Genomic DNA, 25,359 nt, shown 5'->3' with positions numbered 1-25,359 from the left:
CCGGCGCAATGGTGTGCCTGATCTTATCCATAATCTAGAGGATTTTACATGCCACAAGTTAAGTTGAAAGAAGGCGAACCAGTTGACGTAGCTATCCGTCGTTTCAAACGTTCATGCGAAAAAGCTGGTGTTTTAGCTGACGTTCGTAAGCGCGAATTCTACGAAAAACCAACTCAAGAACGTAAGCGCAAAAAAGCTGCTGCAGTTAAACGCTACCAAAAGAAATTGGCTCGCGAATCTGTACGTACTACTCGCCTTTACTAATTAATTTGTGATTGACTGCTGAAATTATGACTACTTTAAAAGACCAAATTACTGATGCATTAAAAACTTCTATGCGTGCCAAAGATATGGCAACAGTGACGGTTTTGCGTAGTCTACAAGCAGCAATTAAGCAAATCGAAGTTGATGAGCGCATAGAGCTTGGCGACGCTCAGGTTCTTGCGGTCATTGAAAAGCAAATTAAACAACGTAAAGAATCGATCAAAGCCTTTGAAGGTGCTGGTCGTGATGATTTAGCTAGTAAAGAACAAGCCGAAGCTGAGATTATTTCCCAGTTTCTACCAGAAGCTATGACTGAGGAAGAGCTTGATTCTATCATTGAGCAAACGATTGCTGCTCAAGAAGCAACTAGCATGAAAGATATGGGTAAGGTGATGAATTCTCTACGTCCGATCATAGCCGGGCGTGCCGATCCTGCTCAAGTTTCAGCAAAAATTAAAGCTAAGTTAGCTTAATTCCCTCCTCTTTCCTTATACATTCTTAGACCAAGCTTTCAGTTACTTGTCAGTTTAAGTAAATTCGTGTCTGCGAAAATCACAAGATTACTCTACACGTCCTAAATTTTCATTCGTCGTTCATCTTGCATTTGCTTTAAGCGGCTATCTATTTTAGCAGACATTGCATGATTGTCTTTTGCAAGTCGCTGTGCATGTAACATCGATTTAATTGCATTTTCTTCACTACCAGACCAAAATTGTGCTTCTGCTCGATAGCGCAAAACATTCACCGCCCTTAAAGGCGACTCTTTATCTAAATTAGCGGCTTGCTGTAATAGTTGCCAGCCTTGAATATCTCGGGCATTTTTATTAATAAAACGCTGAACAAGTGTCTGTACTTGCGCATATTTCCCCTGACGTAACAAAACCTCAGCCAACTTATAGCTAAATGCTTTATTTTCAGGCATGGTCATTTGCAATGGCGCAATAGAATTATAGGCCTGATCAAGTTTATTTTGCCCCAAATAAATATCTGTTTGAATTAAAGAAACAAGCGGCTTACCACTAGATTTTACTTGATCTAAGGTTGTTTGAGCTTGCGTATAATCACCTTGTTTTAAATAAAATGCAGACAACGCCAATAACCCTGCCAGATTTTTTTGCGAGGCTAAACTTTGAAGCTGATTTTCTGTAGCTTCTCCAGCAACCACCATGGTGTACCATTTTAAAATTTCAAAATCGACATCATATATTCGACTTTTAACACGAGGCATTTGATTAGCTCTTAGACGAGCCTCACTCATACGCTCAGTCGTTAAAGGATGGGTAAGCCAAAAATCCGGCAGAAAACTTACATGGCTAGTTGCCCTATGCATTGTTTCAAAATAATCCGCCATACTTTGCGGGTTATAACCCGCGGCATACATGTATTGCATTCCGATGCGATCGGCTTCACGCTCTTGATTACGGCTATAGGTAAGCTGCTTATCCAAAAGTGCAGCTTGCGTACCTAACATGACTGCCGCCCCTGCATCTCCACCCGCCTGAGCAGCCAAAGCTACGCCTGCCAGCAAACCAGCCAAACTTAAGAGTGCTTGCCCTTTAAAGGCTTCTTCTGAACGACTAAAGTGCCTTTGAGAAACGTGAGCAATTTCGTGTGCCATCACACCAGCAATCTCATCAATATTGCGAGCAGATGAAATAAGGCCAGTATTTAATGCAAATAGCCCACCTGGGACAGCAAATGCGTTAATTTGAGGGTCTTTAATTACAACTAGACCAATAGGTTGCCCAAGCTGGGTTTGACCCAAAATATTAGAGAAGACTTGAAAAAACTGATCTTCCAGCCATACATCCTGTATGACTGGCATTTGCTTATGAACTTCACGAAAAACTTTTTCACCAATAAATTTTTCTTTCTGTTGGTCAAGCAATCCTATTCCACTACCAATATTCGGAATTTCAACTTGCCCAGAAGCTGGTTTGGAATCAAAAGGATCGGCATAAGAGGCATTTGTTATAAAAGCCAAACTTAAAATAACTGGCAAAAATTTCAAAAGTTCTTCTCTATTAAAAATTAGACCAACAAAAAAGCCCATTCATACAATGCTTGAATTATCTTGCATCATATCAATAGGCTTTCACTATAACATTGAAAATAGACTATATTTGCAATGAAGTGTTATTCAATTTTTATGCAAAATTAGGGTTCACCAAATATCTTGGAGTTTTATCTTCCAGTGCTTCCACTAAGTTTTTATAAGCTAAATTTGCCATTTTTTTGCGAGTTTCAGCTGTAGCAGAACCTACATGAGGCAAGGTAACAACATTTGGTAATTTGAAAAGTGCCGAATCTTGCAAAGGCTCTTTTTCATATACATCAAGACCAGCAGCAAAAATAAGTTCATTCTGCAAAGCTTCAATAAGCGCCTGCTCATCGACCACTGAACCACGCGCAATATTGACAAAAATAGCGTGCTTTTGCATAAGTTCAAATTGAGCTTTACCCATTAAAGCTTTAGATTCTGTATTTAAATCAACTGCTGTGACTACAAAATCAGACTGTTGTAACAACTCATCCAAACTTAAATATTGAGCATTCAATGGCTCGGCCAATTCAGGCTTTTCTCGTCGATTATGGTAAACAATATTCATGTTAAAACCATAAAAACCACGACGTGCAATTGCAGCACCAATATTACCAAGCCCAATAATTCCTAGCGTCTTCCCAAAAACATCTAGTCCAAACTGCTGTGGCCCAACTGTTCTTTTCCATTCACCTTGTTTAGTCCAATGGTCTAGAAATGGTACTTTTCTAGCTGCACTTAATAATAGTGTAAAAGCAAGATCTGCCGTAGTTTCAGTCAAAACATGCGGTGTATTTGATAACCAAATTTTCTTTTGGTTCAAATAAGCAACATCATAATTATCATAACCAACTGTCACAGATGAAATAATTTTTAGTTTTTGTGCTGGAGCAAGATTACTTTCATTGAGCAAGCGCCCCGCGCCAATCATTCCATCAGCATCTACGACTTCTCTTCTTATCTGTTCATTAATATCACCCAGTTTAGGGTTTAATACGACAACATGATAATCCCGCTGTAACCGTGACAAAATTTCTTCATCAATTTGGCTAAAAACCACAACCTTTTTCATGTATATCCCTACTACTCATTGTTATCTTGCATAAGTTGCCACAGCCTTTTTTTAAGGAGAGGCTTATCTAACATCTCTTTTAAACTAGCTAAATGAATAATATTTGCATGTTGAATATAGGTACATTTACCTAAACACAAAATCTTTTTTTCTGCCGCTACAGCATCTAAAAAACCTTGAATATATGAACCGACACCGCGTTGATCTTGATAAGCTGCTAATGGAAAAGGCCACCTTAATTCAGCATAATGTCCAACTTTGGCCTTTTGTATATTTGCCCAAAGTTGCTTTTCCTCTTTCTCTAATGCAGTTACATCAACAAAGATTACACACTTTTCAAGACAATAAGCCTGCAACTCAAATGGAGCAATTACCTCTCGCTCAACAACGATAGGTTTTTCTACAACCACTTCAGGCTGCGGAACATCCACAATGGCTATTGAAGGCTCCTCAACCACTTTAGCAACTTCAAGCAGTTCAGGATTAGATGGTACCTGTTCAAATGCAGGAATATCTACAGCAATAGGTATATTAATTGGAATATGAGGCTCAACAACCTGATCACGCCATAAAGTATGAGCATTATTTTTTTGGCACACTTGTGTTCTAGGAATCCACACATCGATTCCTAAAGTTGCCAGTATATTTCTTTGCTGCCCAATCATGTTTAAATCAGTATCTCTAATCTACTCACATTCTAACGGGCTTCTGATTTTTTTTCAGCGTTTTCTTTAAATGATCTCTTTTCAAAACCACATATGTTTCTTAAATAATCATAACGCTATTTTTCTTCTGCATTTGCTCTACAATTTCATCTGACTCAAAACCAAATCGCCAATAAAGCAACTCAAGTACATCAAGTTCATCTTGAGTAATAATTCTGTCACTCCATAAGCACATTTCAGCAATTGCCAAAATGCTTAAACGATCACGAAGTAAAAGCCCAGCAATGTCATTTAAAATTTCAGCCAAATCCAAAGGCTCATCCGAAATTTCATCATAAATATTCATTTCATCTGGGTTTAGCAATGAACGTAAAATACGTTCACGAACTTCCAACTGGTTTGGACTATTAATTTGCTGCACATGAAGTAGTGCATCAATTAAACGAACTATTTGAGGTTTTACTTCTTCAAATGCCGTAGGTAAGTGAAGTGGCATCAGGTTCAATTCATATTTAACCCGCTCTAATAACAAGGCATCAAGCAGTCCTATTTCGCCATCTTCCTGAATAATGAGTGCCAGTTTTGTCAAAAATTGACGAGCAATACTCGCCGGCATATGGCCAATATTTTTACATGCATCGTGAAATATCTGAATATGAATACGACCATCTAAATTAAGCAAAGCATCAACAATAGAATGACTTACAGGAGCTTCTTGCGGAATAAATTCTCGATATTGACGAATCATTAAAATTGCAACCATCACCTCACGCGAACCAGTAGCAGTTTGCAAGGCGCGCTGAATGAGCTCCGGCCGTTTTTTATTACGCCGAATATCATTACTTAAAGGTTTAATCGCATCATTTAATGCAAAACTAATTGGAGAAAGGCGCAACAAAGGCAAAGGCTGTGGTGATGACCACGGAATATAAATTTCTGTTTCAGATTCTTCTAATGAACGAAAAAGACTAAATAACGGTCTATTGCGAAGTTTCTTTAAATTTTCTAATTGTAAATCTTGCAATAGAGTTGGATTTAGTTCGTAAATACGCTCACGAATACTTGGGTGAATATTCATCCAACTTTGAGGGCTAAGTGAGTTTGCAAAACACATATGTGCAATAGATTCAGAGTAAGCACTATGAATTTGCGAACCTGAATGGTGAACATAAATACGCAATAAAGTTTGGGTGTTCGTACTATTTTTTAGCAACCGCATGGTTTTTTGGTCGTTGCGGAACGTACGACCACTTAATGTTAAATATTTAATAAAACGTGTGATTAATACACCCAAGCTTCCTGCCAGCCAGATTACACCACCAACAGCTACAAAGACTGTTTCAAATTTATGCTTATAACCAGGACTATAGCGTTTGAAACCCTGCTTGGCGAGCTTACTGCCCCATTGACTAAAGGTTGTTAAACCACTATATAAAATTTTTAATTTAGTATTTTCTACAGCTTCACCGGATAAAATCTGGTTAAACTCATGACCCAATAGACCATACAGCTCTAGTTCATCTAGATTCTGCAAAGCTCCCCAAGTCAAAATAATGACAATATCGTTTGAGTGAAAACCTGCAGTTAATGCATTCACTCCTACTTCGTCAGGCAAAACATAAAGTGTTGGAATATTCAGAGAAAATGTTTGCGCCAAATGTTCTGTAATTTTTAATGCAGCATGTTCTTCCGGTGTACTCTCACCTTTTACCAAACGACGCGCTTTAAGCTGTTTAGCAAGTGAATGTCCTCCTTTACGCAAAATATAAAGCTCGATCACTACAGACCAAACCATAATAAAAAGCAAAAGAGCAACAAAATATGGACTTAAGGTATGCCACCAAATTGGCTGGCTATAATCAAAGAAATGAACAAGTAAACCCAAAATGAGATTTAAAATAAAAATAGTTAAAAGCACAGCGACCAAACACATAGTGATGGACCATGCCATATTCTTATTTTCGATTAAATAGTGGCTTACTTCTTTCAATGTAAATAATCCCAATTACATTGTTAAGTTTCATCATAAAAGAAAAAAGCGGGAAACACCCGCTTTTTTCGGCTATTTCTATTCTTCTTTAATACCCGTCAAATCTACTGACGCTGCATCAATATTGACATCAATATAACCATCTTTTTTCTTTTTCGCAGAGTCATTACGCTTCTGCTCCAAATTATTCAGATAGTCTGCATCGATACCGCCAGTTACATAAATTCCATCAAAAACAGAGCAATCAAACTCAGTCAATGTAGGAACCTTACTTGTACGTACGGCGTTCTTCAAGTCTTCCAAATCTTGGAATACTAAACGGTCAGCACCAATAATTTCTTGGATTTCTTCTACACTGCGTTCCGAAGCGATAAGCTCAGTCTTAGCAGGCATATCGATACCATAAACGTTTGGATACATCACTTTTGGTGCTGCTGAAGCAAAGTATACTTTTTTCGCACCTGAGTCACGCGCCATCTGAATAATCTCATTACACGTAGTACCACGTACAATAGAGTCATCCACCAATAAGACGTTTTTACCTTTAAACTCTAACTCAACAGGGTTTAATTTTTGACGTACAGATTTTTTACGCTGTTGTTGGCCCGGCATAATGAAGGTACGACCGATATAACGGTTTTTCATAAAGCCTTCGCGGAACTTCACACCAAGAATATTTGCAAGTTCTAGTGCAGAAGTACGGCTGGTATCTGGAATTGGGATAACCACATCAATATCATGGTCTTCCCCCCAGTCACGCAAAATTTTATGCGCCAATTTTTCACCCATTTTTAAACGGGCTTTATAAACTGAAATACCATCAATAATTGCATCTGGACGAGCAAAATAAACATATTCAAAAATACATGGGCGGTATTTTGGTTCTGCTGCACATTGTTTAGTGAATAATTGACCTTCTGAATCAATGAAAATTGCTTCACCTGGTGCAATATCACGCTCGATTTTAAAACCAAGTGCAGTAATCGCTACAGACTCTGATGCAATAATATATTCCATCCCACCTTGTTCAGTCTCACGAGAACCATAAATAAGTGGACGAATACCATTTGGATCACGGAAACCAACCAAACCATGACCAGTGATCATAGCTACTACGCCATAAGCACCTTGACAGCGCTCATGCACACGAGAAACTGTATGAAAAATATCTTCAGCTGTAGGGTTTAACGTTCCTTTCTTTTGCAACTCATGCGCAAAAACGTTTAAAAGAACTTCTGAGTCAGAATCAGTATTCATGTGACGTAAATCTGTTTTAAACAGGTCATCATGAATTTCTTCTGCATTGGTTAAGTTACCATTATGTGCAAGTGTAATCCCATAAGGTGAGTTCACATAAAATGGTTGAGCTTCAGCACTGCTAGCAGAGCCAGCAGTTGGGTAGCGTACATGGCCAATACCATAATTACCAAGTAATGCTCTCATATGACGAGTATGAAAGACATCACGCACCATACCGTTATCCTTACGAAGGAAAAGACGGCCTTCATGGCAGGTTACTATTCCAGCTGCATCTTGCCCACGATGCTGCAACATCGTTAATGCATCAAACAACATTTGGTTCACTGGCGATTTACCGGCTATACCAACAACTCCACACATAGCAACCTCGCAGACAAGCTAGGAATTAATAAAAAGGATTCTTTGTTGAATGGTCGGATCGGGTTTCTGATTCATCCGATTCGTCCATTGTTTTTGAAGGAGTGCTTGATGCACTACCTCCAGATGTTATCTGATGATACGCCTCACTTGCTGCATCTTTAGACAACTCTGTTGCTAAAGGCGCATAAGGCAATAAAAACTGTATAAGTATGGACTGTTTCCAGTTTGCTGAACTTTCAACCCAAGGTCCTACGCCTTGCATGGTAACAAGAACAACTAGTAAACCTTTTAAGGAACCAAAAGCACCACCTGCTAAACGATTTAATGGCCCCAATTTCAAACTTTTCAAGAGGCCATTTAAAATTGCAGTGACGATCCAAGTTAAAACAATAATAATGAGTGCAATAAATGCAAAAGCCGCAATCTTTTGAACCACCGGATCCTGACTTAAACCCGACATTGACGGAGCTAGAAGAACAGCATATTTTGCACCCATAATTAATGCAAAAATCCATCCTACCAAGTTCGCAAAGGCTTTTATAAATCCTTGTCGCAAACCGTTTAGCCCCCCAATGAGCAAAAGTATTAGAATGATGATATCAATAGTGTTCATGTTCAATTAGGTCATAGCTTCAACACATTGCTTTACAAGTGTTGGTCCCGTATAGATTAGACCACTATAAATTTGAACAAGTATTGCTCCAGCTTGTTGTTTCGCTAAAGCCTGCTCACCAGACAAAATACCACCCACACCGATTAAAGGAATTTGTCCTTTTAATGATTGAGCAAATAAACGCAAACATTCTGTACTTTTCTCAAATACAGGAGCGCCTGACAAGCCACCTGACTCATTACCGTAAGGCAGGTTTTCAACCCCTTCTCTCGATAAAGTCGTATTAGTCACAATAAGACCATCAATTTTAAAATCAAGTAATTGTGCAGAGATAAATTCAACATCTTCAGCCGTAAGGTCAGGAGCGACTTTTAAAACCAAAGGAACATAATGATGATATTGCTCAGCCAACTCAAGTTGACGTGCTTTTAGTGTTTGCAACAATTCAGTTAACGCATCACCACTTTGTAAACTACGCAAGTTTTTAGTATTTGGAGATGAAATATTAACTGTAATATATGACGCGTAGTTATAAACTTTCTCAAGACAAATTAAGTAATCATCAACCGCCTTTTCAACAGGCGTATCGGCATTTTTACCAATATTGATTCCTAAAATGCCTCTAAATTTTGAAGCTTTAACATTTTCAATAAGCTTATCAACACCATCATTATTAAAACCCATACGGTTAATAATGGCTTTAGCTTCAGGAATACGGAATAACCGTGGTTTTGGATTACCTGATTGTGGGCGAGGTGTAATTGTACCAATTTCAATAAAACCGAAACCTAATCCGGCTAAGGCATCAATATGAGCACCATTTTTATCTAGCCCCGCAGCCAAACCTACAGGATTAGGGAACTCGATTCCCATACATTTGGTGGGCTTTGCTTGTACAGCCTGACGCATCATGCCTAGCTTATGTGCTTTATCAAGCATGGATAATGTTAATTCATGGGCACGCTCTGGTGCTAAACTAAACAACATCGGGCGAGCAAGTGAATATAACATACCAATCACAATCTACTGATTTTAGGTACGCATATTATAGGCACAGGTAGCACAAAACACCATGCTTGACATAAGCATATTTTGATATGTTATTGAACTGTCGCTGTTAATTTAATCTGACCTTCACTGGAAACCATTTCCATCTTCTGAATACTAAGACCCATCTGTGCAAGTTGTGTTAAAAAGTTAGCTAAAATTGCATAATTTTGATGTGTTACAACAATTTGTAACTGCTCTCCATTTTGCTGAGAAGTCACAGTTAAACCTTGCTGTTGAGCGACTCTTTGAATTTTTCCAGACTTATCAAGTTCAAGCTCATTTGCAGGCTTCATAGTAACAGCATTACTTTGCATCCACACCATCAGATCTTTTAAATCATTTAAGCGCTTTTGCTGTTGTTCTGCCAAAGAATGCATTTTCCAAAGCGAAGAGCCAATGATCGCCACCACCACAAAAATTGTAGTAAAGATAACCATAATACGTTCACGGACCGTTAAACGATCCAAATATTGAACAACTTGTTCAATCCACTGATCAAAACGATTTTGCAATTGAGCTAACATTTTCATTATTGTATTTTCACCACCCCAATTGCACCACTACCATTTGCTTGGACATTACCTAGCTCAGCCTTAAATCCTTGCTGATTCAATTGTTGTGTCAAAGCTTGTAAATCATCTGCCGATTTTGCTTTTAATGCCATTGTTAGGATTGAAGCATCATAATTAAGTTGCTGAGCCAAAATCTGTCTTTGCATTAAAATAGGCCCAACACGACTTAACAATGAAAGTGCTTGAGTATCACCCTGCTGGCTCATTCTTAAATGGCTTTCAAACTGACCTTTAATATTTTGTTCGGTTACGCGACTAGATGGCCCAAACCAGTATTTATATTGTTCAATTGTTTGATCAGCAGTTTGGTTCGCCACTTTTTTCAATTTAACCCAACGCAATAAATCATAGCTAAATTGCACCACAATAATTGCTAAAACAATAGCCGCACAAGCTTTCCAATAGTTAGAAAAAGTACGCTCTTGGCCTTTTGACTTTGGCAAAACATTAAAAGGATGTTGTTTAGTTTTATCTAAAGTCTGGAATTGATAAATAAACTCAGAACGTTCGTCAGCACTTGAAGCCGCCTCTAAACTTTCGAGCTGCTCTACTGTTAAACCGCTATATTGATAATGCGTTTCAGTTGCCTGAAATTCTAAAAAAAGCCCCAAATCATCAACTGAATTGCCCAACCACTTATTTTCACGTACCAAAAGCTGATGATCAATATTACACAGAATAACTTGCTGAGCTTGTGGTTCGGGTAAAATCAGAAAATCTGGTAGTAAGGCCGCAAGTTTAGTTGGTAACAATGCTAAAGAATGTTGCCATGTCTCGACCATCCCCTGGGCAACACCCAAGATAGTTAACTGATCGCCATGAAAATGATGAACCACTTTCATATGATCAATCGGCAAAGTCACAAACTCTTCAAGTAGATATTTAACCCCATCAGCCCCAAGCTGTTTATAGTGGGACTTTGCCATAGTTTGCTGAAGCATTTGAGCATGACGACTCGGAAAAAAGACTGTAGCTTCTTTTCCTTGGTGTATTTGCAAGTCTTGTATTAATTGATCGAGACTTGTAGCCTGCAACCAGTTCTCTCCGTTAGACCAATGCCATGTTCCATTGGTTTCAGGCATCCTTATATACAGCATGTCGGCTAAATAACCTTTTTAATTATATTGTGGGTATAAAACTATTCTTTTGTGTTGATAAACCATTTGCAATAACAGCTTGATCATAAATTCTAGCTTCGGCAAGAGCAAATGGATTGAAGTTCTCATGAGTAAGTAACTCTGCAATATGACCAACAACATTCATATGGCAAACCACCACAATCGACTCATAAGGAATTTGAGACAACCACTCAACCGCTTCTCTTGCATCATCATCTGGCTTAATTTTATCGCATAACAATACAGGCACATCTTTAAAATATATCTGGATATGCGCTAATGTTTCTTGAGCACGCAGTAACGGACTAACAACAAAAATATCTGGTTTAACAATATCTTTTAAAAATGTTGCTGTTTGCTCAGCCTGTGCATGTCCACGCGCAGTAAGTGGACGTTTAATATCATTACCATTTACTGGCGGAGCAGCTTCCCCATGACGAACTAATGTCAGTTGCATAAAATTTCCTTGTTAATAATTCCTGCATTATAACCACAATTTATGACATTTATTCGTCAGACTTCATGATGAGGTAAAACAAACTCAACATCACTACGGTGCCCATTTTTCATAAGTGAAAGCGCAATATTTAATGGTGGAGCACCCTCAAAAATTACTTCATATAAGGCATTGGTGATTGGCATATACACATCCAGTTCTTCTGCTTTACCACGCACTTGAACAATTGTATTAATACCTTCTGCAGTTTGACCCAACTCTTTACTTGCCTGATCAAGTGTCTTACCAGAACCTAATGCATAACCGATTTGATAATTACGACTCAATGGACTATTACAAGTCGCAAATAAGTCACCAACACCAGATAAACCTAAGAACGTAAGTGGATTTGCACCCTGCTTTACCGCAAAACGGCTCATTTCAGCCAAAGCACGCGTTAAGATCATACTCTTGGTATTTTCACCAATTTTATATGCTGCCCCAATTCCCATCGCGACTGCATAAATATTCTTAAGCGCACCGCCTAATTCAACGCCATGCACATCATCACTCCCAAAAACACGGAATAACGCACTATGCAGTGCATGTTGTACAGCATAACGAACAAGTTCCGAATCACTTGCAATCACCGTACCAGATGGCATACCTGCCATAATTTCTTTGGCAAGGTTTGGACCCGATAATACACCGTATGGAACTTCTGGTAATTCTTCACGAATAATATCGCTCATGAAACTAAACGTTTTAGCTTCAACACCTTTGGTTAAAGAAACAACCGCTTGTGCAGTAATATAAGGCGCGATTTGTTTTAAAACATCGCGGAAAGAATGACTAGGAATTGCGACCAAAATAATATCTCGATCACATACAGCTTGTTCCAAATCCGAAACAGCGCGCAATGAAGATTCTAAAGTGAAGTCTGGCAAATAACGCTTATTAATATGGGTTTTATTAATTTCTTCGGCTGTTTCGGCATCACGAATCCAGATCATGGTATCGCAGCCATTACGAGCAGCCAAATTAGCCATGGCCGTACCAAAGCTACCGCCGCCTAAAACAGTAATGCGTAATGCCGTTTTTTTATCGACCGCAACAGGCTCCACCAAATCTGTAAACTTAAATTCAGACATGCTTTATTATCCTATTTCTTACTTTTACAGACGTTTAAGCCTGCCAAACTTTTACGAATTCTTTACTTTCAATATCTGCACGCGGTGCAATTGCTTTAGCTGCTGTACCAACGTAAATAATACCTGATATTAAATCATGGGGTTGCAAACCTAAATGCTGTTTTAACCAATTTGATTCGACAACAGCACCACTACGCCACATGGTTGAAAACCCTTGAACTTGCAAAGATAACAAAAGATTTTGTACTGCCGCACCTGTACTTAAGATTTGCTCAAAATGTGGCACTTTGGGATGATCTTGCAACTGAGTAAGCGCTAAAATAAGTAGCGGAGCGCGAAAAGGATGTTGCTTAACGCGTTCAAGTTGAGCAGGATCAGTTTCACCTAAATCTGCCAAAGCTTTTGCTAGAACCTCACCAAAAGCTCCACGTTGTTCGCCAGAAACAATTACAAAACGTGTTGGCTTAAGTCTATGATGATCTGGAGCTGTTAAAGCAGCCTGAAAAGCCAACTCTAATTGATCTGAGTTTGGAGCGGGTTCAATTAATTGGCCAATAGACTGACGCTGATGAATATTTTGGTGAATTATTTGTATTGCTGAATCCGTCATTAATATTGATCTAACTCAAAAATTCGAAATAGATTAGCATAATCTACCGTTAATCCACCATGGAATCTAGCTTATAAACTTAGTGAACTCATAGTTTGACATTTTTTAATACAAAACTTCAAAACTCATACAACGTCTTCAAAATCAATTAGAAAACTTATGTTCAAATAACCCTATCTTTTGGCGGTTAACTTAGGTGAATCATGAAAAAAATAATTTTAGCGAGTGCAATGAGTAGCGTTATTTTATTACTAGGTGCTTGTGCAACTACTCCTAAAAACACTTTAGCAATTCAAAAAGAAAATAATCAGTTTGAAGTAACTGGTATTGGTAAAACTAATTTAATTGCAAAAAACAATGCAGTGACTGCCGCACAAAAAACCTGCTCTAAGAGCACAACCCCAGTTATTATTGATGAAAAAACCACTTATCACGGTGTATTAAAAGATGTAGTCAGTGAAAAAACTGGTCAAATGGTAGAAGCTGCTGCAGGTGTCATTGGTAGTTTAACTGGTAAAAATGCGTCTTTAGCAAAAGATGATGATTACCAAACCACTCTTACTTTTTACTGTAAAATTAATTAAGTGAAAAAAATCCCAATCAACTGATTGGGATTTTTTTTATTAGCAATACCCATCTAATCGTGTGAGTGGTAGTTTTTTACCAATTGCTTTTTCAATTTCTGGTAAATAGAAAGCATCATCTTCAGACAAGAAACTAATACTTACACCTTGTGCCCCTGCACGACCAGTACGGCCAATACGGTGTACATAATCATCAGACTGTTCAGGCAAAGTAAAGTTGATTACATGCGATACGCCATCTACATGAATACCACGACCAGCAACATCGGTTGCAATCATGATGTTGTGTTTACCTTGCTTAAACTGCTCTAACATTTTCATACGTTTGTCTTGAGCAATTTCACCCGAGAGCATTCCCACTTTATATCCATCTTTTTTCAAATGGTCATATAGGCGGCGCACTTGATCACGGCGATTTGCAAAGATCATAACCTTATCAATCGGCTCTTCACGCAAAATATCTTGTAAAAGACGATATTTATCTTGTTTAGCTACAACGTAAACACGTTGTTCGACATCGTTATTGGTCTTTTGTTCAGGTTCAATTTCAACTGTTACGGGTTCAAATAACCACTGTCTTGCCAAATTTAAGACGTCGTAACTAAATGTCGCTGAAAACATGAGGGTTTGTCGTTGTTCCTTACGCGGTGAATAACGAACAATACGCTTTACCGAAGGAATAAAACCCATATCTAATAAACGGTCAGCTTCATCAATCACTAAAAATTCAATTTGATCGAGCCAGACTTCTTTTTGTTCTACGAAATCAATTAAACGGCCAGGTGTAGCAACAATGATATCAACAAAATTAGCATCAAGTTGCTTCTTCTGCTTATCAAAATCGACACCACCCAATAGGGTCACGACATGTAAATTAGAGAATTTTGTGAGAAATTTAGCATCACTTTCAATTTGTAATGCCAACTCACGAGTAGGCGCCAAGATTAAAGCACGAGGCTCGCCACGGAAACGTTGCTCTTTAATTGGATTATTGAGTAAATCATTGATTACACTAATCAGAAAGGCAGCGGTCTTACCTGTTCCTGTTTGTGCTCGCCCAATTGCATCATGCCCGGCTAATGTATATTTTAAAACCTTTTGCTGAATTGGGGTCATTTGAGTAAACCCTAAAGCATCAATCGCCTTTTTAAGTTGCGGATGTAAATTCAAGGTTTCAAAACCAGATGTCATAAATACGTGCTCTAACAAACAATCTCTCGAATGAGAAGATCATTATAAACAAAAACGCTCCAATTCAAAAATTGGAGCGTCCATGATTCATCAAAAGATGAATTTAGTCTTAGTCTAAAGGCTGAACGTTTTCAGCTTGAAAACCTTTTTGACCTTGTACAACGCTAAACTCTACGCGTTGACCGTCACGTAGAGAACGGTGACCGTCACCTACGATTGCACGGAAGTGAACGAATACATCGTCGCCGCCGTTACGTTGAATAAAACCAAAGCCTTTAGTGTCATTAAACCACTTTACTACGCCTTGTTCACGAGCTGTCATAAGTCAATCCTCAGATGATGAAAAAAGGACCTTCCGGTGTTGCAAACAGCAGAGTAAACAAGGATTTAAAATTTTTATAATCTTAAAGCTTGTAATCATTCTGTAAAACTATCAACAATTTCCGGTTACATCCATTTGTTATAGGTTATTAAAACAATTTAACTGTGTGGTAATCCCTAAAACGGTTCGAGCTTAACACGGGTTTATGACAATTAATAGAATTTTTTTCAAATATTTCCCCTATTTTTTAGCTCTTTTTTTAAACACCTTATGACTAGAATTTTTATAAGAATCCGTGACCTCATAATTTTATAAAACAGCTAGAGTTCATAAGAAAATTTGTTAGAATATTTTTTTTAGTTGTTTTTATGATGAATGAGCACTACCTCTTCTGCTATTACCCCCATTGAAATTAATGCGCTTGGTCAACCATGTCCAATGCCTTTATTAATGTTAAAACGTGAGCTTAAAAAACTATCTGGAAAGCAACTGTTTTTATTAAAGTCATCTGACCCACATAGTGAAATTGATGTAACCCGTTACTGCAATTTACATCATTTTATGTGTCAAACCATGCAGATTTCGGAAAGAGAGTTTCACTATTTAATTGAAACTCAATGATTCTTTGATAAAATAAAAGATTAGAAACTGCATAAAATTTTACATTTTTCTACCCAATTTTCCTTAATTATGAAGACAATTCAAATTAAGATGAATTTATTGGTTAATCCATCCTATCCTATAAGGAGAACTCATGAGTGACAGCAGCAATCAATTGATGCCCCTGTCATTGTCTGCGCCCGGTGTAAACCTTGGTGCATATATCAGTACTGTCAATCAGATTCCTATTTTAACGGCCGAGCAAGAAAAAGAACTTGCTGAACGTTATTATTATGACCAAGATCTTGATGCCGCAAAAATGCTGGTAATGTCGCATTTACGTTTTGTCGTTCATATTGCGCGCAGCTATGCAGGTTATGGCCTACCACAAGGCGACCTTATTCAAGAAGGTAACTTAGGCTTAATGAAAGCCGTAAAACGTTTCGACCCAAATATGGGCGTACGTCTTGTCTCTTTTGCCGTCCACTGGATTAAGGCAGAAATTCACGAATACGTTATTCGCAACTGGCGTATTGTCAAAATTGCAACGACAAAAGCTCAACGTAAATTATTTTTCAATTTACGTAGCCTAAAAAAATCGAGTAAAAAATTAACGCTCGAAGAAGCTCAATCGATTGCTAATGACTTAAATGTAACTCCAGAACAAGTTCTGGAAATGGAAGGTCGTTTAACCGCTTATGATGCTGCCTTTGAGGCACAAGGCGATGACGACGATGACACACCACACACAGCGCCTGCGTTGTATCTTGAAGATAACCGCTACGACCCTGCTCGTTTAGTTGAAAATGAAGACTGGGAAGAGCAAAGCACATCTGCTTTACATGACGCCATGGATCAGTTAGATGATCGTTCGCGTAATATTTTGCAGCGTCGTTGGTTAGATGATGATAAATCTACCCTACACGAGCTTGCTGCTGAATATAATGTTTCTGCGGAACGTATTCGTCAGCTTGAAAAAAATGCGATGGAAAAAATTAAAGTCGCAATGTCAGCAAGCTAAATTAAATGAAAAAAATAAAAGGGCGATAAGCCCTTTTGTTTTATCTGGCTATGTTTAGCCAACCTATTCTATGGTAACGTTGCCTTTCATTATTCAGTAGCGTTTTTTGTTATGTGGATTGCCATTTCAGCCCTTAATCTTGCTTTTGCAGTCATGTTGGGTGCTTTTGGAGCACATGGTCTTAAAGCTCACGCGGGTCCTGAGCAACTTGCTTGGTGGCAGACTGCAACCGATTACTTTTTTTATCATGCTTTAGGCCTACTAGCACTTGGTATTTTAAGTAAGGTTCTTCCTCTCTTTCCAATCAAGTTATCTTTCTTGCTTATTCAAATTGGTATTCTATTTTTCTGTGGTTCGCTTTATATCATGGCACTAGGTTTACCACGAATATTAGGCGCAATTACACCAATCGGTGGAGCCTTAGTGATTGCTGGATGGCTGATCTTGGCTTGGAATGCTTTCAAATACGCTAAATAATCGGAATGTGATCATGCAAATTTATTTAAATGGCGAATTAACGGACACGCCTAGCCAAAACCTGTTGCAACTCATTCAGGAACTGGCACTTGAAGGAAAACGTTTTGCTGTTGAACACAATCAGCAAATCGTTTCTAAAAGCAAATTAGAGCAAATTACGATTGCTCAACATGACCGTATCGAAATTATTCACGCTGTTGGCGGCGGCTAAGTCGGAGTTATCCATGCAAGACACCCCTCTCATTATTGGTTCACGTTCTTTTCAATCTCGTTTATTGGTAGGAACTGGCAAATATAAAGACTTAAATGAAACGGATTTAGCTATTCAAGCCAGTGGTGCAGAAATTGTAACTGTCGCAATTCGTCGTGTGTATATTGGACAAAATCCAGATCAACCGAATTTACTTTCAGTCATTCCACCAGAAAAATATACAATTTTGCCAAATACCGCAGGTTGTTTTGATGCTGATAGCGCAGTACGCACATGTATGTTAGCGCGTGAACTTCTAGACGGTCACAACTTGGTAAAACTCGAAGTTTTAGGTGATGAAAAAACCTTATATCCAAATGTAACCGAGACTTTAAAAGCCGCTCGAACTTTGATTGATGACGGTTTTGAAATTATGGTCTATACGTCTGATGACCCAATCATTGCTCAAGAACTTGAAAGTATGGGCTGTGTTGCGATTATGCCATTAGGCAGTCTGATTGGTTCAGGTTTAGGTATTTTAAATCCTCACACTATTTCAATTATTAAAGAAAATGCAAAAGTACCTGTCTTAGTCGATGCAGGCGTTGGTACAGCAAGTGACGCCGCTATTGCGATGGAACTTGGTTGTGACGGCGTACTCATGAATACTGCAATTGCAGCTGCCCAAAATCCTATTTTGATGGCTTCTGCAATGAAAAAAGCTGTTGAAGCAGGACGTGAAGCATTTTTAGCTGGTCGTATGCCACGTAAACGCATGGCAAATGCAAGCTCACCAGAAACAGGTTATTTCTTTAAATAATTTATTTCTTGCAAGAACATAGCCTTTAATTGCCGTTGTAATTTCAGTGCAACTTGTATGGGCATTTTACTTTTCAAAGATGAAAAGTAACAAAAATCTTTTGTTTCGCTGATATTACATCCATGTAATACAGCGAAACGGTGGCATCCATGCCACCTCACGATAGTTACATCTTGCTAGAGTTTAATTTGAGTAAGGCTAAGCCACTTGCTCATCACGTTTAAATACCAACTCTTTTGCAGATGAGTTATCAGCATCAAAGTAGTAACCCTCTGTATTAAACGCTTTGATGTCTTCAGCTTTATTTAATCGGTTTTCAATAATAAAACGAGCCATTAAACCGCGTGCTTTTTTCGCATAGAAACTAATGACTTTATATTTGCCATTTTTCTGGTCAAGGAAAACAGGCTTCACAATATCAGCCTTAATTTTCTTTTCATTCACAGACTTGTAATATTCATCCGAAGCTAGATTTACTAATAATTCAGATTTAATTGCGACCAAGTCTTCATTAATCTGGTTAGTGATAATATCACCCCAAAATTCATACAAATTATGGCCACGCGTATTTTTTAATTTAGTGCCCATCTCTAAACGATAAGGCATCATTAAATCTAAAGGACGCAATAAACCATATAGACCAGAGAGCATACGCAAATGCTGCTGTGCAAAATCAATATCTTTGTCTTTTAAATGATAAGCATCTAAACCAGTGTAAACATCACCTTTAAATGCATAGATTGCTTGGCGAGCATTTGAGAAATTAAATTCGGGATTCCAATCTCTAAAACGATCTGCATTGAGTGTGGCAATTTTTTCACTAACACTCATTAAAGTCGCAATTTCCGAAGCGGAAAGTTTACGGCAAACATCAATTAATTGTGCTGAGTTTTCTAATAAGCGCGGCTGAGTAAACTCATCTGTAGGTAACGCTGTTTCATAATCTAAAGTTTTTGCAGGAGAAATTAAAGCAAGCATAGACAACCTGAAAAAATTATTCTTAATACCAACTATAACAGTAGATATTTTTTAATGCTAACTCGTGTTTTCAATGACGACTATCGGTAAAATAGGAATACGTATTGTTATTTATCGATTCTTATATGTCTGAGCAAATTTTCATTCAGGGTCCAGTTGGTAAAATTGAACTTTTTGTAGACCGCCCTGAAGGTGAAATCAAAGGCTTTGCGGTCGTTTGCCATCCGCATCCATTGCAAGGTGGAACTCCTCAACATAAAGTCCCTGCTCTTTTAACCCAAATCTTTAATGAATATGGTTGTATTGTTTACCGCCCAAGTTTCCGTGGTTTAGGTGGTAGTGAAGGCATTCATGATGAAGGTCATGGTGAAACCGAAGATATTTTAGCTGTGATTGAGCATGTTCGTAAGCTTCATGAAGGCTTGCCGTTCTATGCAGGCGGTTTTAGCTTCGGTTCACACGTTTTGGCAAAATGCCATGCGCAGCTTAGCCCAGAATTACAACCAGTACAGTTAATTTTGTGTGGCTTGCCAACAGCGACTGTAGTGGGCTTACGTCACTATAAAACTCCAGAAATTCAAGGTGATATTCTACTCATTCATGGTGAGCAAGATGACATTACCTTACTTTCAGATGCAATTGCATGGGCAAAACCACAGAAGCATCCAATTACGATTTTACCAGGCGCTAACCACTTCTTTACAGGTTATTTAAAACAGCTTCGTCAAATCATTACACGCTTTATTATCATGAAATAAAGTGTATTTGATGGGCATAGATTGAGTCTATGTCCATCATTTCATAAGCACAGTAACTGCTAAAAATTATTCCAACTTAACCCAAAACGTGCCAAATATTTTTTTACTCGGTCGCTATCATTTGTTGTATTACGTTGTTGGCGAGATACTGAAAAGAGTTGTCTTCCCGCCTCTGCCATTGATTTTGAATTTTCACAGACTTTGAGCACACCTCGTAATTGAATCTGATCAAATTCATCTATTTGTTCTAGCTGCTCAGGACTCAAATAGTTCAACAAAATATCTGTATTTTTACCATTGTAAGATTCACCCTGAATAAGCCAAAGTTGCCTTAGGCGCTCAATTTCTTTTTCTACAGCTTCACGACGAATTAACTCACCTTGAGATAAAGTTGCTAAACGAGTTACGCTCGCTGCTAAATCTCTAAAATTTCCTTGCCATGATGCATCTGCCGATTTAGCAAACTTTAAATATGTTTCTAATGCCTCACGTTGAAAACGTAATTGTCTTTGATGAATTGCAGCAAAACGCTGTAACTCAAAATCAATATTGGGTGCAATATCCTCTACACGATCTTTTAAATTAGGTAAAAAGAATGTCCACGTATTCAAACGAGCCCATAAATCTTCACGAAATCGGCCAGCTTGAACTTCATTACGCAAATCACGGTTAGTACCCGCTATTAGCTGAAAATCGGCCTGAATTTCCTTATCACTTCCAACAGGAAAAAAGCTTTTGTCTTCTAGCGCTTTTAGCAGCATAGCTTGTTCATCAAGTCCCAATTCACCAATTTCATCTAAAAATAAAATGCCTTGGTCAGCACTTTTTAATAAACCAGCACGAGATGCAGCTGCGCCTGTAAATGCACCTTTTATATGACCAAATAAGGTCGACATGGCACTATCACCACGCAAGGTTGCACAGTTAACATCAATAAAACGGCCGCTTAATTGAAATTTATCTTTCTTTAACTGAAAAATTTGTTTTGCCAAATGAGACTTACCAACCCCTGTTGCCCCCATAATTAAAATAGGTGCACTAGAGCGGGTTGCAACTAATTCAACCTCCTCAATAAGCTGATTAAACGCTTTATTATGAGTAGAAATATTGGCTTTAAGTTGTTGCCAATTTTGCTTTTGCTCATCATCGAAGCGTTGTTTTAAAACATCGTATCGAGATAAGTCCAGATCAATAATTCTATATTCACCTTCTGATGTCTTGTGTTGATTAGGTGAACTTTGAATGAGTTGAGCTGGCAAATAATGTGCATCTACCAATAAGTACCAACAAATTTGAGCAACATGCGTTCCTGTCGTGATATGCAGTAAATAGTTATTTTTTTCGACATCAAACGGATAGGTTTTTACAAAGTCATAGAGTGCACCATAAACTTCAGCAAAATCCCAAGGATCTTTAATACTTACCTTATGTCCAGAAACCTCAGTTTGTGGAGAGATTTCTTTAGCATCTGCTGCTATAGATTTAACTAAATTATGATGTTGTCGATCATGTAAAAGTACCAATTCATCTACAAGCAAATCTTCATGCATTAACAGGCTAAGTGTAGGACGCCAACGCTGCCAGCGATCTGGCCTTCTCCCCTGATCAAGTGTAGAACCGACAAAGCCAATAACAACTGTTTTCTTTGTATCCGCCATAATTTCTATAAAATTTTATAAGTGTCTATAATATACAATACGCATTTGACCAAAAAATTCCAAGAATATGCTTCATTTTACTTTTTTAGGCACATCTTCAGGTGTACCGACCCTGACGCGTAATGTTTCAGGATTAGCAGTTCGTAACAGCAAAAATAAGGACTGGATTTTAATTGATGCTGGCGAAGGGACACAGCACCGTATTCAACAAGCTAAACTTTCACTACAAAACCTAGTTGCCATTTGTATTACACATGTTCACGGCGACCATTGTTATGGTCTAGTTGGTTTATTAGCAAGTGCAGGCATGAATGCCCGTAGCAAACCCTTAATCGTGATTGCACCGAAAGAAATTCAGCAATGGTTTGAAATCACTGCCGAACTTACAGATTTACATTTACCCTATTCCCTTCAATTTATTGATGTGAATGAAGCAACGCAGCCACAACAAATCACTGACGAATTCATTGTTCAAGCACACCCTCTAAGCCATCGTGTTCCAAGTTTTGCTTTTAGCATTTATATCAAATCTATTCATAAGAAGTTAGATACCCAAGCTCTAACTCAACTTGGCGTACCTCAAGGCGATATGTGGGGCCATTTGAAACGAGGCTACAATATTGAATTTGAAGGACAAACATTAAAAGCTCAAGACTTTATCAAAATTCAAAATCAACAAGTTCATGCAATTATAGGTGGTGATAATGACCAACCAGAACTATTAGCTGACGCTTGCAAAGATGCTCAACTCCTTATTCATGAGTCCACATACTTACAAACGGTTTTAGATAAAGTCGGCAAAGGTCCAATGCATAGCTCAGCAAAAATGGTGGCTGAATTTGCAGAAGAGCAATCTTTAAGCAATTTAATTCTAACGCATTTTAGCCCCCGACATCAGGATAAAGCTGGGCAACAAGCTATTACTGAAGAAGTTCGCCAGTTTTATAAAGGTCATTTTTATTTAGCAAATGATTTTGATGAATTTACTTTAAATGAAGCTGGACAGCTTTTAAAAGTCGATAAAAACGGGAAGACACATTAAATACATATATCCAAAAAGATATTTAAATATACTTTTAGATATCTTTTAAATATTAAAATTTCCAACAGAAATTAGTTGCGCAGAAATAACAATTGTTTTTATATATTATTTTCAATAACTTATATTTTTAATTAAGTATATTTTTAAAAGTTGGCACACTCAGTGCAATAGTACAAAGCACACAACATCATTCGGATATTGTGAATAACACCTGCCTGCAAACGCTTGGCAGGCAGGCTTTGAAAGGAAAAGAAAATGTCTGTCATTGAAGAAATTAACCAACAAGCTCAGTTTGAACAAAAGCAGCAACAACGTTCTTATGAAGTTCTGCAAAATGAAAAAAGTATGCCAGTCAAAATGTGGACTAAAGGCGTGCTTGTTGATGACAACTCAAAACAACAATTATTACAAACAGCACAAATGCCTTTTATTTATAAATGGATGGCTGTAATGCCAGATGTACACTTCGGTTTAGGAGCAACTATTGGTAGCGTGATTCCAAGCAAAGGGGCAATTATTCCTGCTGCTGTGGGTGTAGATATTGGTTGTGGAATGATGGCAACCCGTACAAGCTTAACTGCTTCAGATTTACCAGATAACTTACATGCTCTACGTACTGAACTTGAGCGATTAATTCCCCATGGAATGACTAAGCGCGGACGTGATCGTGGTTCATGGGAAACTCCACCAGAAATGGTAGATCAAGCTTGGATCGATCTGGTTGCAGATTTTGAATACATTTGTGCAAAACATCCACGCTTGAAAAACACCAATAACCGCAAACATTTGGGGACTTTAGGTACTGGAAACCACTTTGTCGAAATCTGTTTAGATGAGCATGATCATGTTTGGATTATGTTGCACTCAGGTTCTCGTGGTGTAGGAAATGCTATCGGTAATCATTTTATCGAACTTGCCCGTAAAGACATGCAGAAGCATTTCATTAATTTGCCAAATAAAGATTTAGCATACCTAGTAGAAGGAACTGAACACTTTGATGATTACTGGTTTGCTGTAGGTTGGGCTCAACGCTTTGCGATGAAGAACCGAGAAATCATGATGCAATCTGCGATTAAAGCCTTGGCTACGATTGTACCAAAGCCTTTTCAGGCACGTTTGGAAGCAGTGAACTGTCACCATAACTATGTGGAAAAGGAAGAACATTACGGTGAAGAAGTAATGGTCACTCGTAAAGGTGCAGTCCGTGCGCGTCTAGGTGAATACGGAATTATTCCAGGTTCAATGGGTGCGAAGTCGTTTATTGTACGTGGACTTGGAAATCAGGAATCTTTCTGTTCATGTTCTCATGGTGCTGGCCGTGTTATGAGCCGTACTGAAGCAAAACGACGTTTTACCGTAGAAGATCAGATTGCACAAACTGAAGGTGTGGAATGCCGTAAAGATGCAGCAGTTATTGATGAAATTCCATCGGCATATAAACCAATTGAAGATGTAATGAAAGCCCAAAGCGATTTGGTTGAAGTGGTTTATACATTAAGACAAGTGGTGTGTGTGAAGGGTTAATGCTATGCAAAATATAGATATAGAAAAATTCAATCACATTTTAGAAGGGATATGTATAACAGCAAATGCTTTAGATCCAGCATTTCAACCACAATTTGACTGTTATATAGAACTATTAAATTTCAATGAAAATATGCCAATTTATGAGAACTTCAAGCAATTCTTTACTTCTAAATCCATTTGGAGAAGCATGAAGAAAATGTGTGATGATCCACAATTTGTAGACTGGCAATTTCAAATGAAAAGTATAGGAACACCCACTGAAACAATAGATTACTTTTTTCGTAAAAATCTATTTTCCACGTTAAGTGATAAGCAATTCACGGTAATTGCAGTTTATTTAAAATCATATATTGAAGGTCTAATCGGAGAATTAAAAGATTCCCAACAGGGCTATATAAGACCACCAAATAAATACCTTCCGAAGTATCTCCAACATTGGCAGCATCTTTACCTCCAAGGTAAAGATGCAGAAATTCTGGTTACTTTTGAAGCCAACACTTAAAACTGATACGGGTAAATAAAATGAAACTCGCAGAAGCACTTTTACTTCGAAGCGATCAACAAAAAAAGCTTGCTTCGTTAAAACAACGAATTAATGCCAATGTATTGGTACAAGACGGTGATGAACCTAGTGAAGATCCAAATGAACTGATCAAACAGATATTTGCTTTAACTCAGGAAAGCAATCAATTGATTTGTCGTATTCATTTGACCAATGCACAAGCAAAACTGGAAGATGGCAGAGTATTATTGTCTCTATTAAGCTTGCGCGATAATTATGCTGAACAGCATAAGATTTTAATCGATGCAATTGCCAATACACATCGAGAACCTGATCGTTATAGCTCACGTGAAATTAAGTGGAAGAAAGTCATTCCTGTTTCTAACTTACAAAAGCAGGCGGATGATATTAGTGCGAAACTACGAGACTTAAACGTAAAAATTCAGGCTGCTAATTGGCAAATTGATCTAATCGATTAAACAATGAA

At 38.0% G+C, this 25,359-nt stretch carries 29 protein-coding genes; 13 read left to right on the top strand and 16 right to left on the bottom strand.

Annotation, left to right across the window (positions count from 1 at the left end):
• Positions 1-48 precede the first annotated feature (48 nt).
• Both rpsU and F985_RS10145 read left to right on the top strand, forming a co-directional pair.
• Positions 49-264, top strand: a complete 216-nt coding sequence (rpsU, locus tag F985_RS10150; RefSeq protein ID WP_001136722.1) for a 30S ribosomal protein S21 — start codon at positions 49-51, stop codon at positions 262-264.
• Between the two features lie 26 nt (positions 265-290).
• The gene (locus F985_RS10145) at positions 291-737 is read left to right on the top strand and encodes a GatB/YqeY domain-containing protein (protein WP_004700591.1); all 447 of its coding nucleotides are present in this window, start codon (positions 291-293) and stop codon (positions 735-737) included.
• Between the two features lie 101 nt (positions 738-838).
• Here F985_RS10145 and F985_RS10140 read toward each other — a convergent pair whose 3' ends face one another.
• From F985_RS10140 to F985_RS10085, 12 genes are all read right to left on the bottom strand, one after another.
• Positions 839-2,266: a M48 family metalloprotease gene (locus F985_RS10140; RefSeq protein ID WP_077163076.1), complete on the bottom strand. Its 1,428-nt coding sequence runs from the start codon at positions 2,264-2,266 to the stop codon at positions 839-841.
• A 145-nt stretch (positions 2,267-2,411) separates the two neighbouring features.
• Positions 2,412-3,377 carry a 2-hydroxyacid dehydrogenase gene (locus F985_RS10135; RefSeq protein WP_004700587.1) on the bottom strand — a complete coding sequence of 322 codons (966 nt, stop codon included), beginning with the start codon at positions 3,375-3,377 and terminating at the stop codon, positions 2,412-2,414.
• Positions 3,378-3,388: 11 nt separating this feature from the next.
• A complete protein-coding gene (locus F985_RS10130) occupies positions 3,389-4,042 on the bottom strand; it encodes a hypothetical protein (protein ID WP_004700586.1) in 654 nt (217 codons plus the stop codon).
• 100 nt (positions 4,043-4,142) lie between these two features.
• Positions 4,143-6,032: a M48 family metalloprotease gene (locus tag F985_RS10125; protein WP_004700585.1), complete on the bottom strand. Its 1,890-nt coding sequence runs from the start codon at positions 6,030-6,032 to the stop codon at positions 4,143-4,145.
• Positions 6,033-6,110: 78 nt separating this feature from the next.
• Positions 6,111-7,652, bottom strand: coding sequence for an amidophosphoribosyltransferase (gene purF / locus F985_RS10120; RefSeq protein ID WP_004700583.1), 1,542 nt, complete (start codon positions 7,650-7,652; stop codon positions 6,111-6,113).
• Positions 7,653-7,677: 25 nt separating this feature from the next.
• Positions 7,678-8,265 carry a CvpA family protein gene (locus F985_RS10115; RefSeq protein WP_004700582.1) on the bottom strand — a complete coding sequence of 196 codons (588 nt, stop codon included), beginning with the start codon at positions 8,263-8,265 and terminating at the stop codon, positions 7,678-7,680.
• Positions 8,266-8,271: 6 nt separating this feature from the next.
• A complete protein-coding gene (locus F985_RS10110) occupies positions 8,272-9,276 on the bottom strand; it encodes a quinone-dependent dihydroorotate dehydrogenase (protein WP_004700581.1) in 1,005 nt (334 codons plus the stop codon).
• Positions 9,277-9,365: 89 nt separating this feature from the next.
• Complete coding sequence (gene gspM / locus F985_RS10105) at positions 9,366-9,845, bottom strand: type II secretion system protein GspM (protein ID WP_004700580.1); 480 nt, start codon at positions 9,843-9,845, stop codon at positions 9,366-9,368.
• The gene (gene gspL / locus F985_RS10100; RefSeq protein WP_004700579.1) at positions 9,845-10,984 is read right to left on the bottom strand and encodes a type II secretion system protein GspL; all 1,140 of its coding nucleotides are present in this window, start codon (positions 10,982-10,984) and stop codon (positions 9,845-9,847) included. The genes gspM and gspL overlap by 1 nt, the downstream gene beginning before the upstream one ends.
• Before the next feature lie 22 nt (positions 10,985-11,006).
• Positions 11,007-11,462 carry a SixA phosphatase family protein gene (locus tag F985_RS10095; protein ID WP_004700578.1) on the bottom strand — a complete coding sequence of 152 codons (456 nt, stop codon included), beginning with the start codon at positions 11,460-11,462 and terminating at the stop codon, positions 11,007-11,009.
• A gap of 56 nt (positions 11,463-11,518) precedes the next feature.
• Entirely contained in the window at positions 11,519-12,592 is a 1,074-nt protein-coding gene (locus F985_RS10090; protein WP_004700576.1) for an NAD(P)H-dependent glycerol-3-phosphate dehydrogenase, read from the bottom strand.
• A 34-nt stretch (positions 12,593-12,626) separates the two neighbouring features.
• Positions 12,627-13,202, bottom strand: coding sequence for a nitroreductase family protein (locus F985_RS10085; RefSeq protein ID WP_004700574.1), 576 nt, complete (start codon positions 13,200-13,202; stop codon positions 12,627-12,629).
• A 203-nt stretch (positions 13,203-13,405) separates the two neighbouring features.
• Here F985_RS10085 and F985_RS10080 point away from each other — a divergent pair, with 203 nt between their 5' ends.
• A complete protein-coding gene (locus F985_RS10080; RefSeq protein ID WP_004700572.1) occupies positions 13,406-13,786 on the top strand; it encodes a hypothetical protein in 381 nt (126 codons plus the stop codon).
• A gap of 39 nt (positions 13,787-13,825) precedes the next feature.
• Here F985_RS10080 and rhlB read toward each other — a convergent pair whose 3' ends face one another.
• Positions 13,826-14,977, bottom strand: a complete 1,152-nt coding sequence (gene rhlB, locus F985_RS10075; RefSeq protein ID WP_004700570.1) for an ATP-dependent RNA helicase RhlB — start codon at positions 14,975-14,977, stop codon at positions 13,826-13,828.
• A 109-nt stretch (positions 14,978-15,086) separates the two neighbouring features.
• Positions 15,087-15,299, bottom strand: a complete 213-nt coding sequence (locus tag F985_RS10070) for a cold-shock protein (RefSeq protein WP_000126912.1) — start codon at positions 15,297-15,299, stop codon at positions 15,087-15,089.
• A gap of 375 nt (positions 15,300-15,674) precedes the next feature.
• Here F985_RS10070 and F985_RS10065 point away from each other — a divergent pair, with 375 nt between their 5' ends.
• The 5 genes from F985_RS10065 (at position 15,675) to F985_RS10045 (ending at position 18,407) form a co-directional block, all read left to right on the top strand.
• On the top strand, positions 15,675-15,920 hold the full coding sequence (locus tag F985_RS10065; RefSeq protein ID WP_004700566.1) for a sulfurtransferase TusA family protein: 246 nt from the start codon (positions 15,675-15,677) through the stop codon (positions 15,918-15,920).
• A gap of 133 nt (positions 15,921-16,053) precedes the next feature.
• On the top strand, positions 16,054-16,920 hold the full coding sequence (gene rpoH, locus F985_RS10060) for an RNA polymerase sigma factor RpoH (RefSeq protein WP_002049311.1): 867 nt from the start codon (positions 16,054-16,056) through the stop codon (positions 16,918-16,920).
• A gap of 111 nt (positions 16,921-17,031) precedes the next feature.
• Complete coding sequence (locus tag F985_RS10055; RefSeq protein WP_004700563.1) at positions 17,032-17,397, top strand: DUF423 domain-containing protein; 366 nt, start codon at positions 17,032-17,034, stop codon at positions 17,395-17,397.
• A 13-nt stretch (positions 17,398-17,410) separates the two neighbouring features.
• The gene (gene thiS / locus F985_RS10050) at positions 17,411-17,608 is read left to right on the top strand and encodes a sulfur carrier protein ThiS (protein WP_004700562.1); all 198 of its coding nucleotides are present in this window, start codon (positions 17,411-17,413) and stop codon (positions 17,606-17,608) included.
• A gap of 13 nt (positions 17,609-17,621) precedes the next feature.
• On the top strand, positions 17,622-18,407 hold the full coding sequence (locus F985_RS10045; protein WP_004700561.1) for a thiazole synthase: 786 nt from the start codon (positions 17,622-17,624) through the stop codon (positions 18,405-18,407).
• Positions 18,408-18,605: 198 nt separating this feature from the next.
• Here F985_RS10045 and yaaA read toward each other — a convergent pair whose 3' ends face one another.
• Positions 18,606-19,385 carry a peroxide stress protein YaaA gene (gene yaaA / locus F985_RS10040; RefSeq protein WP_004700559.1) on the bottom strand — a complete coding sequence of 260 codons (780 nt, stop codon included), beginning with the start codon at positions 19,383-19,385 and terminating at the stop codon, positions 18,606-18,608.
• Positions 19,386-19,510: 125 nt separating this feature from the next.
• On the opposite strand from yaaA, the gene F985_RS10035 reads away from it, so the two are divergent.
• The gene (locus tag F985_RS10035) at positions 19,511-20,143 is read left to right on the top strand and encodes an alpha/beta hydrolase (protein ID WP_025469095.1); all 633 of its coding nucleotides are present in this window, start codon (positions 19,511-19,513) and stop codon (positions 20,141-20,143) included.
• Positions 20,144-20,202: 59 nt separating this feature from the next.
• Here the strand turns inward: F985_RS10035 and rtcR are convergent, their stop codons facing one another.
• Positions 20,203-21,801: an RNA repair transcriptional activator RtcR gene (gene rtcR, locus F985_RS10030; RefSeq protein ID WP_004700553.1), complete on the bottom strand. Its 1,599-nt coding sequence runs from the start codon at positions 21,799-21,801 to the stop codon at positions 20,203-20,205.
• Positions 21,802-21,868: 67 nt separating this feature from the next.
• Here rtcR and F985_RS10025 point away from each other — a divergent pair, with 67 nt between their 5' ends.
• From F985_RS10025 to F985_RS10010, 4 genes are all read left to right on the top strand, one after another.
• Positions 21,869-22,843 carry a ribonuclease Z gene (locus tag F985_RS10025; RefSeq protein WP_004700552.1) on the top strand — a complete coding sequence of 325 codons (975 nt, stop codon included), beginning with the start codon at positions 21,869-21,871 and terminating at the stop codon, positions 22,841-22,843.
• Positions 22,844-23,098: 255 nt separating this feature from the next.
• Positions 23,099-24,367 (top strand): RtcB family protein, encoded by a 1,269-nt coding sequence (locus F985_RS10020; protein WP_004700550.1) that lies wholly within the window; start codon positions 23,099-23,101, stop codon positions 24,365-24,367.
• A gap of 4 nt (positions 24,368-24,371) precedes the next feature.
• A complete protein-coding gene (locus F985_RS10015; RefSeq protein ID WP_004700548.1) occupies positions 24,372-24,872 on the top strand; it encodes a hypothetical protein in 501 nt (166 codons plus the stop codon).
• Positions 24,873-24,892: 20 nt separating this feature from the next.
• Positions 24,893-25,351 (top strand): DIP1984 family protein, encoded by a 459-nt coding sequence (locus F985_RS10010; RefSeq protein ID WP_004700545.1) that lies wholly within the window; start codon positions 24,893-24,895, stop codon positions 25,349-25,351.
• The last annotated feature ends 8 nt before the right edge of the window (positions 25,352-25,359 follow it).

Source organism: Acinetobacter seifertii (assembly GCF_000368065.1).
Classification (GTDB): Bacteria; Pseudomonadota; Gammaproteobacteria; order Pseudomonadales; family Moraxellaceae; genus Acinetobacter; species Acinetobacter seifertii.
This window is presented reverse-complemented; position numbering and strand designations above follow the sequence as displayed.

Bases quoted from the DNA above. Each gene is read 5' to 3' on its own strand.
- F985_RS10110 (WP_004700581.1), bottom strand. From the start codon at position 9,276: ATGTTATATTCACTTGCTCGCCCGATGTTGTTTAGTTTAGCACCAGAG.
- F985_RS10145 (WP_004700591.1), top strand. From the start codon at position 291: ATGACTACTTTAAAAGACCAAATTACTGATGCATTAAAAACTTCTATG.
- F985_RS10065 (WP_004700566.1), top strand. From the start codon at position 15,675: ATGAGCACTACCTCTTCTGCTATTACCCCCATTGAAATTAATGCGCTT.
- F985_RS10080 (WP_004700572.1), top strand. From the start codon at position 13,406: ATGAAAAAAATAATTTTAGCGAGTGCAATGAGTAGCGTTATTTTATTA.
- F985_RS10115 (WP_004700582.1), bottom strand. From the start codon at position 8,265: ATGAACACTATTGATATCATCATTCTAATACTTTTGCTCATTGGGGGG.
- F985_RS10025 (WP_004700552.1), top strand. From the start codon at position 21,869: ATGCTTCATTTTACTTTTTTAGGCACATCTTCAGGTGTACCGACCCTG.
- gspL (WP_004700579.1), bottom strand. From the start codon at position 10,984: ATGCTGTATATAAGGATGCCTGAAACCAATGGAACATGGCATTGGTCT.
- F985_RS10085 (WP_004700574.1), bottom strand. From the start codon at position 13,202: ATGACGGATTCAGCAATACAAATAATTCACCAAAATATTCATCAGCGT.
- F985_RS10020 (WP_004700550.1), top strand. From the start codon at position 23,099: ATGTCTGTCATTGAAGAAATTAACCAACAAGCTCAGTTTGAACAAAAG.
- gspM (WP_004700580.1), bottom strand. From the start codon at position 9,845: ATGAAAATGTTAGCTCAATTGCAAAATCGTTTTGATCAGTGGATTGAA.
- purF (WP_004700583.1), bottom strand. From the start codon at position 7,652: ATGTGTGGAGTTGTTGGTATAGCCGGTAAATCGCCAGTGAACCAAATG.
- F985_RS10055 (WP_004700563.1), top strand. From the start codon at position 17,032: ATGTGGATTGCCATTTCAGCCCTTAATCTTGCTTTTGCAGTCATGTTG.
- F985_RS10135 (WP_004700587.1), bottom strand. From the start codon at position 3,377: ATGAAAAAGGTTGTGGTTTTTAGCCAAATTGATGAAGAAATTTTGTCA.
- thiS (WP_004700562.1), top strand. From the start codon at position 17,411: ATGCAAATTTATTTAAATGGCGAATTAACGGACACGCCTAGCCAAAAC.
- rtcR (WP_004700553.1), bottom strand. From the start codon at position 21,801: ATGGCGGATACAAAGAAAACAGTTGTTATTGGCTTTGTCGGTTCTACA.
- yaaA (WP_004700559.1), bottom strand. From the start codon at position 19,385: ATGCTTGCTTTAATTTCTCCTGCAAAAACTTTAGATTATGAAACAGCG.
- F985_RS10095 (WP_004700578.1), bottom strand. From the start codon at position 11,462: ATGCAACTGACATTAGTTCGTCATGGGGAAGCTGCTCCGCCAGTAAAT.
- F985_RS10045 (WP_004700561.1), top strand. From the start codon at position 17,622: ATGCAAGACACCCCTCTCATTATTGGTTCACGTTCTTTTCAATCTCGT.
- F985_RS10010 (WP_004700545.1), top strand. From the start codon at position 24,893: ATGAAACTCGCAGAAGCACTTTTACTTCGAAGCGATCAACAAAAAAAG.
- rpsU (WP_001136722.1), top strand. From the start codon at position 49: ATGCCACAAGTTAAGTTGAAAGAAGGCGAACCAGTTGACGTAGCTATC.
- rhlB (WP_004700570.1), bottom strand. From the start codon at position 14,977: ATGACATCTGGTTTTGAAACCTTGAATTTACATCCGCAACTTAAAAAG.
- F985_RS10035 (WP_025469095.1), top strand. From the start codon at position 19,511: ATGTCTGAGCAAATTTTCATTCAGGGTCCAGTTGGTAAAATTGAACTT.
- F985_RS10015 (WP_004700548.1), top strand. From the start codon at position 24,372: ATGCAAAATATAGATATAGAAAAATTCAATCACATTTTAGAAGGGATA.
- F985_RS10090 (WP_004700576.1), bottom strand. From the start codon at position 12,592: ATGTCTGAATTTAAGTTTACAGATTTGGTGGAGCCTGTTGCGGTCGAT.
- F985_RS10130 (WP_004700586.1), bottom strand. From the start codon at position 4,042: ATGATTGGGCAGCAAAGAAATATACTGGCAACTTTAGGAATCGATGTG.
- F985_RS10070 (WP_000126912.1), bottom strand. From the start codon at position 15,299: ATGACAGCTCGTGAACAAGGCGTAGTAAAGTGGTTTAATGACACTAAA.
- rpoH (WP_002049311.1), top strand. From the start codon at position 16,054: ATGAGTGACAGCAGCAATCAATTGATGCCCCTGTCATTGTCTGCGCCC.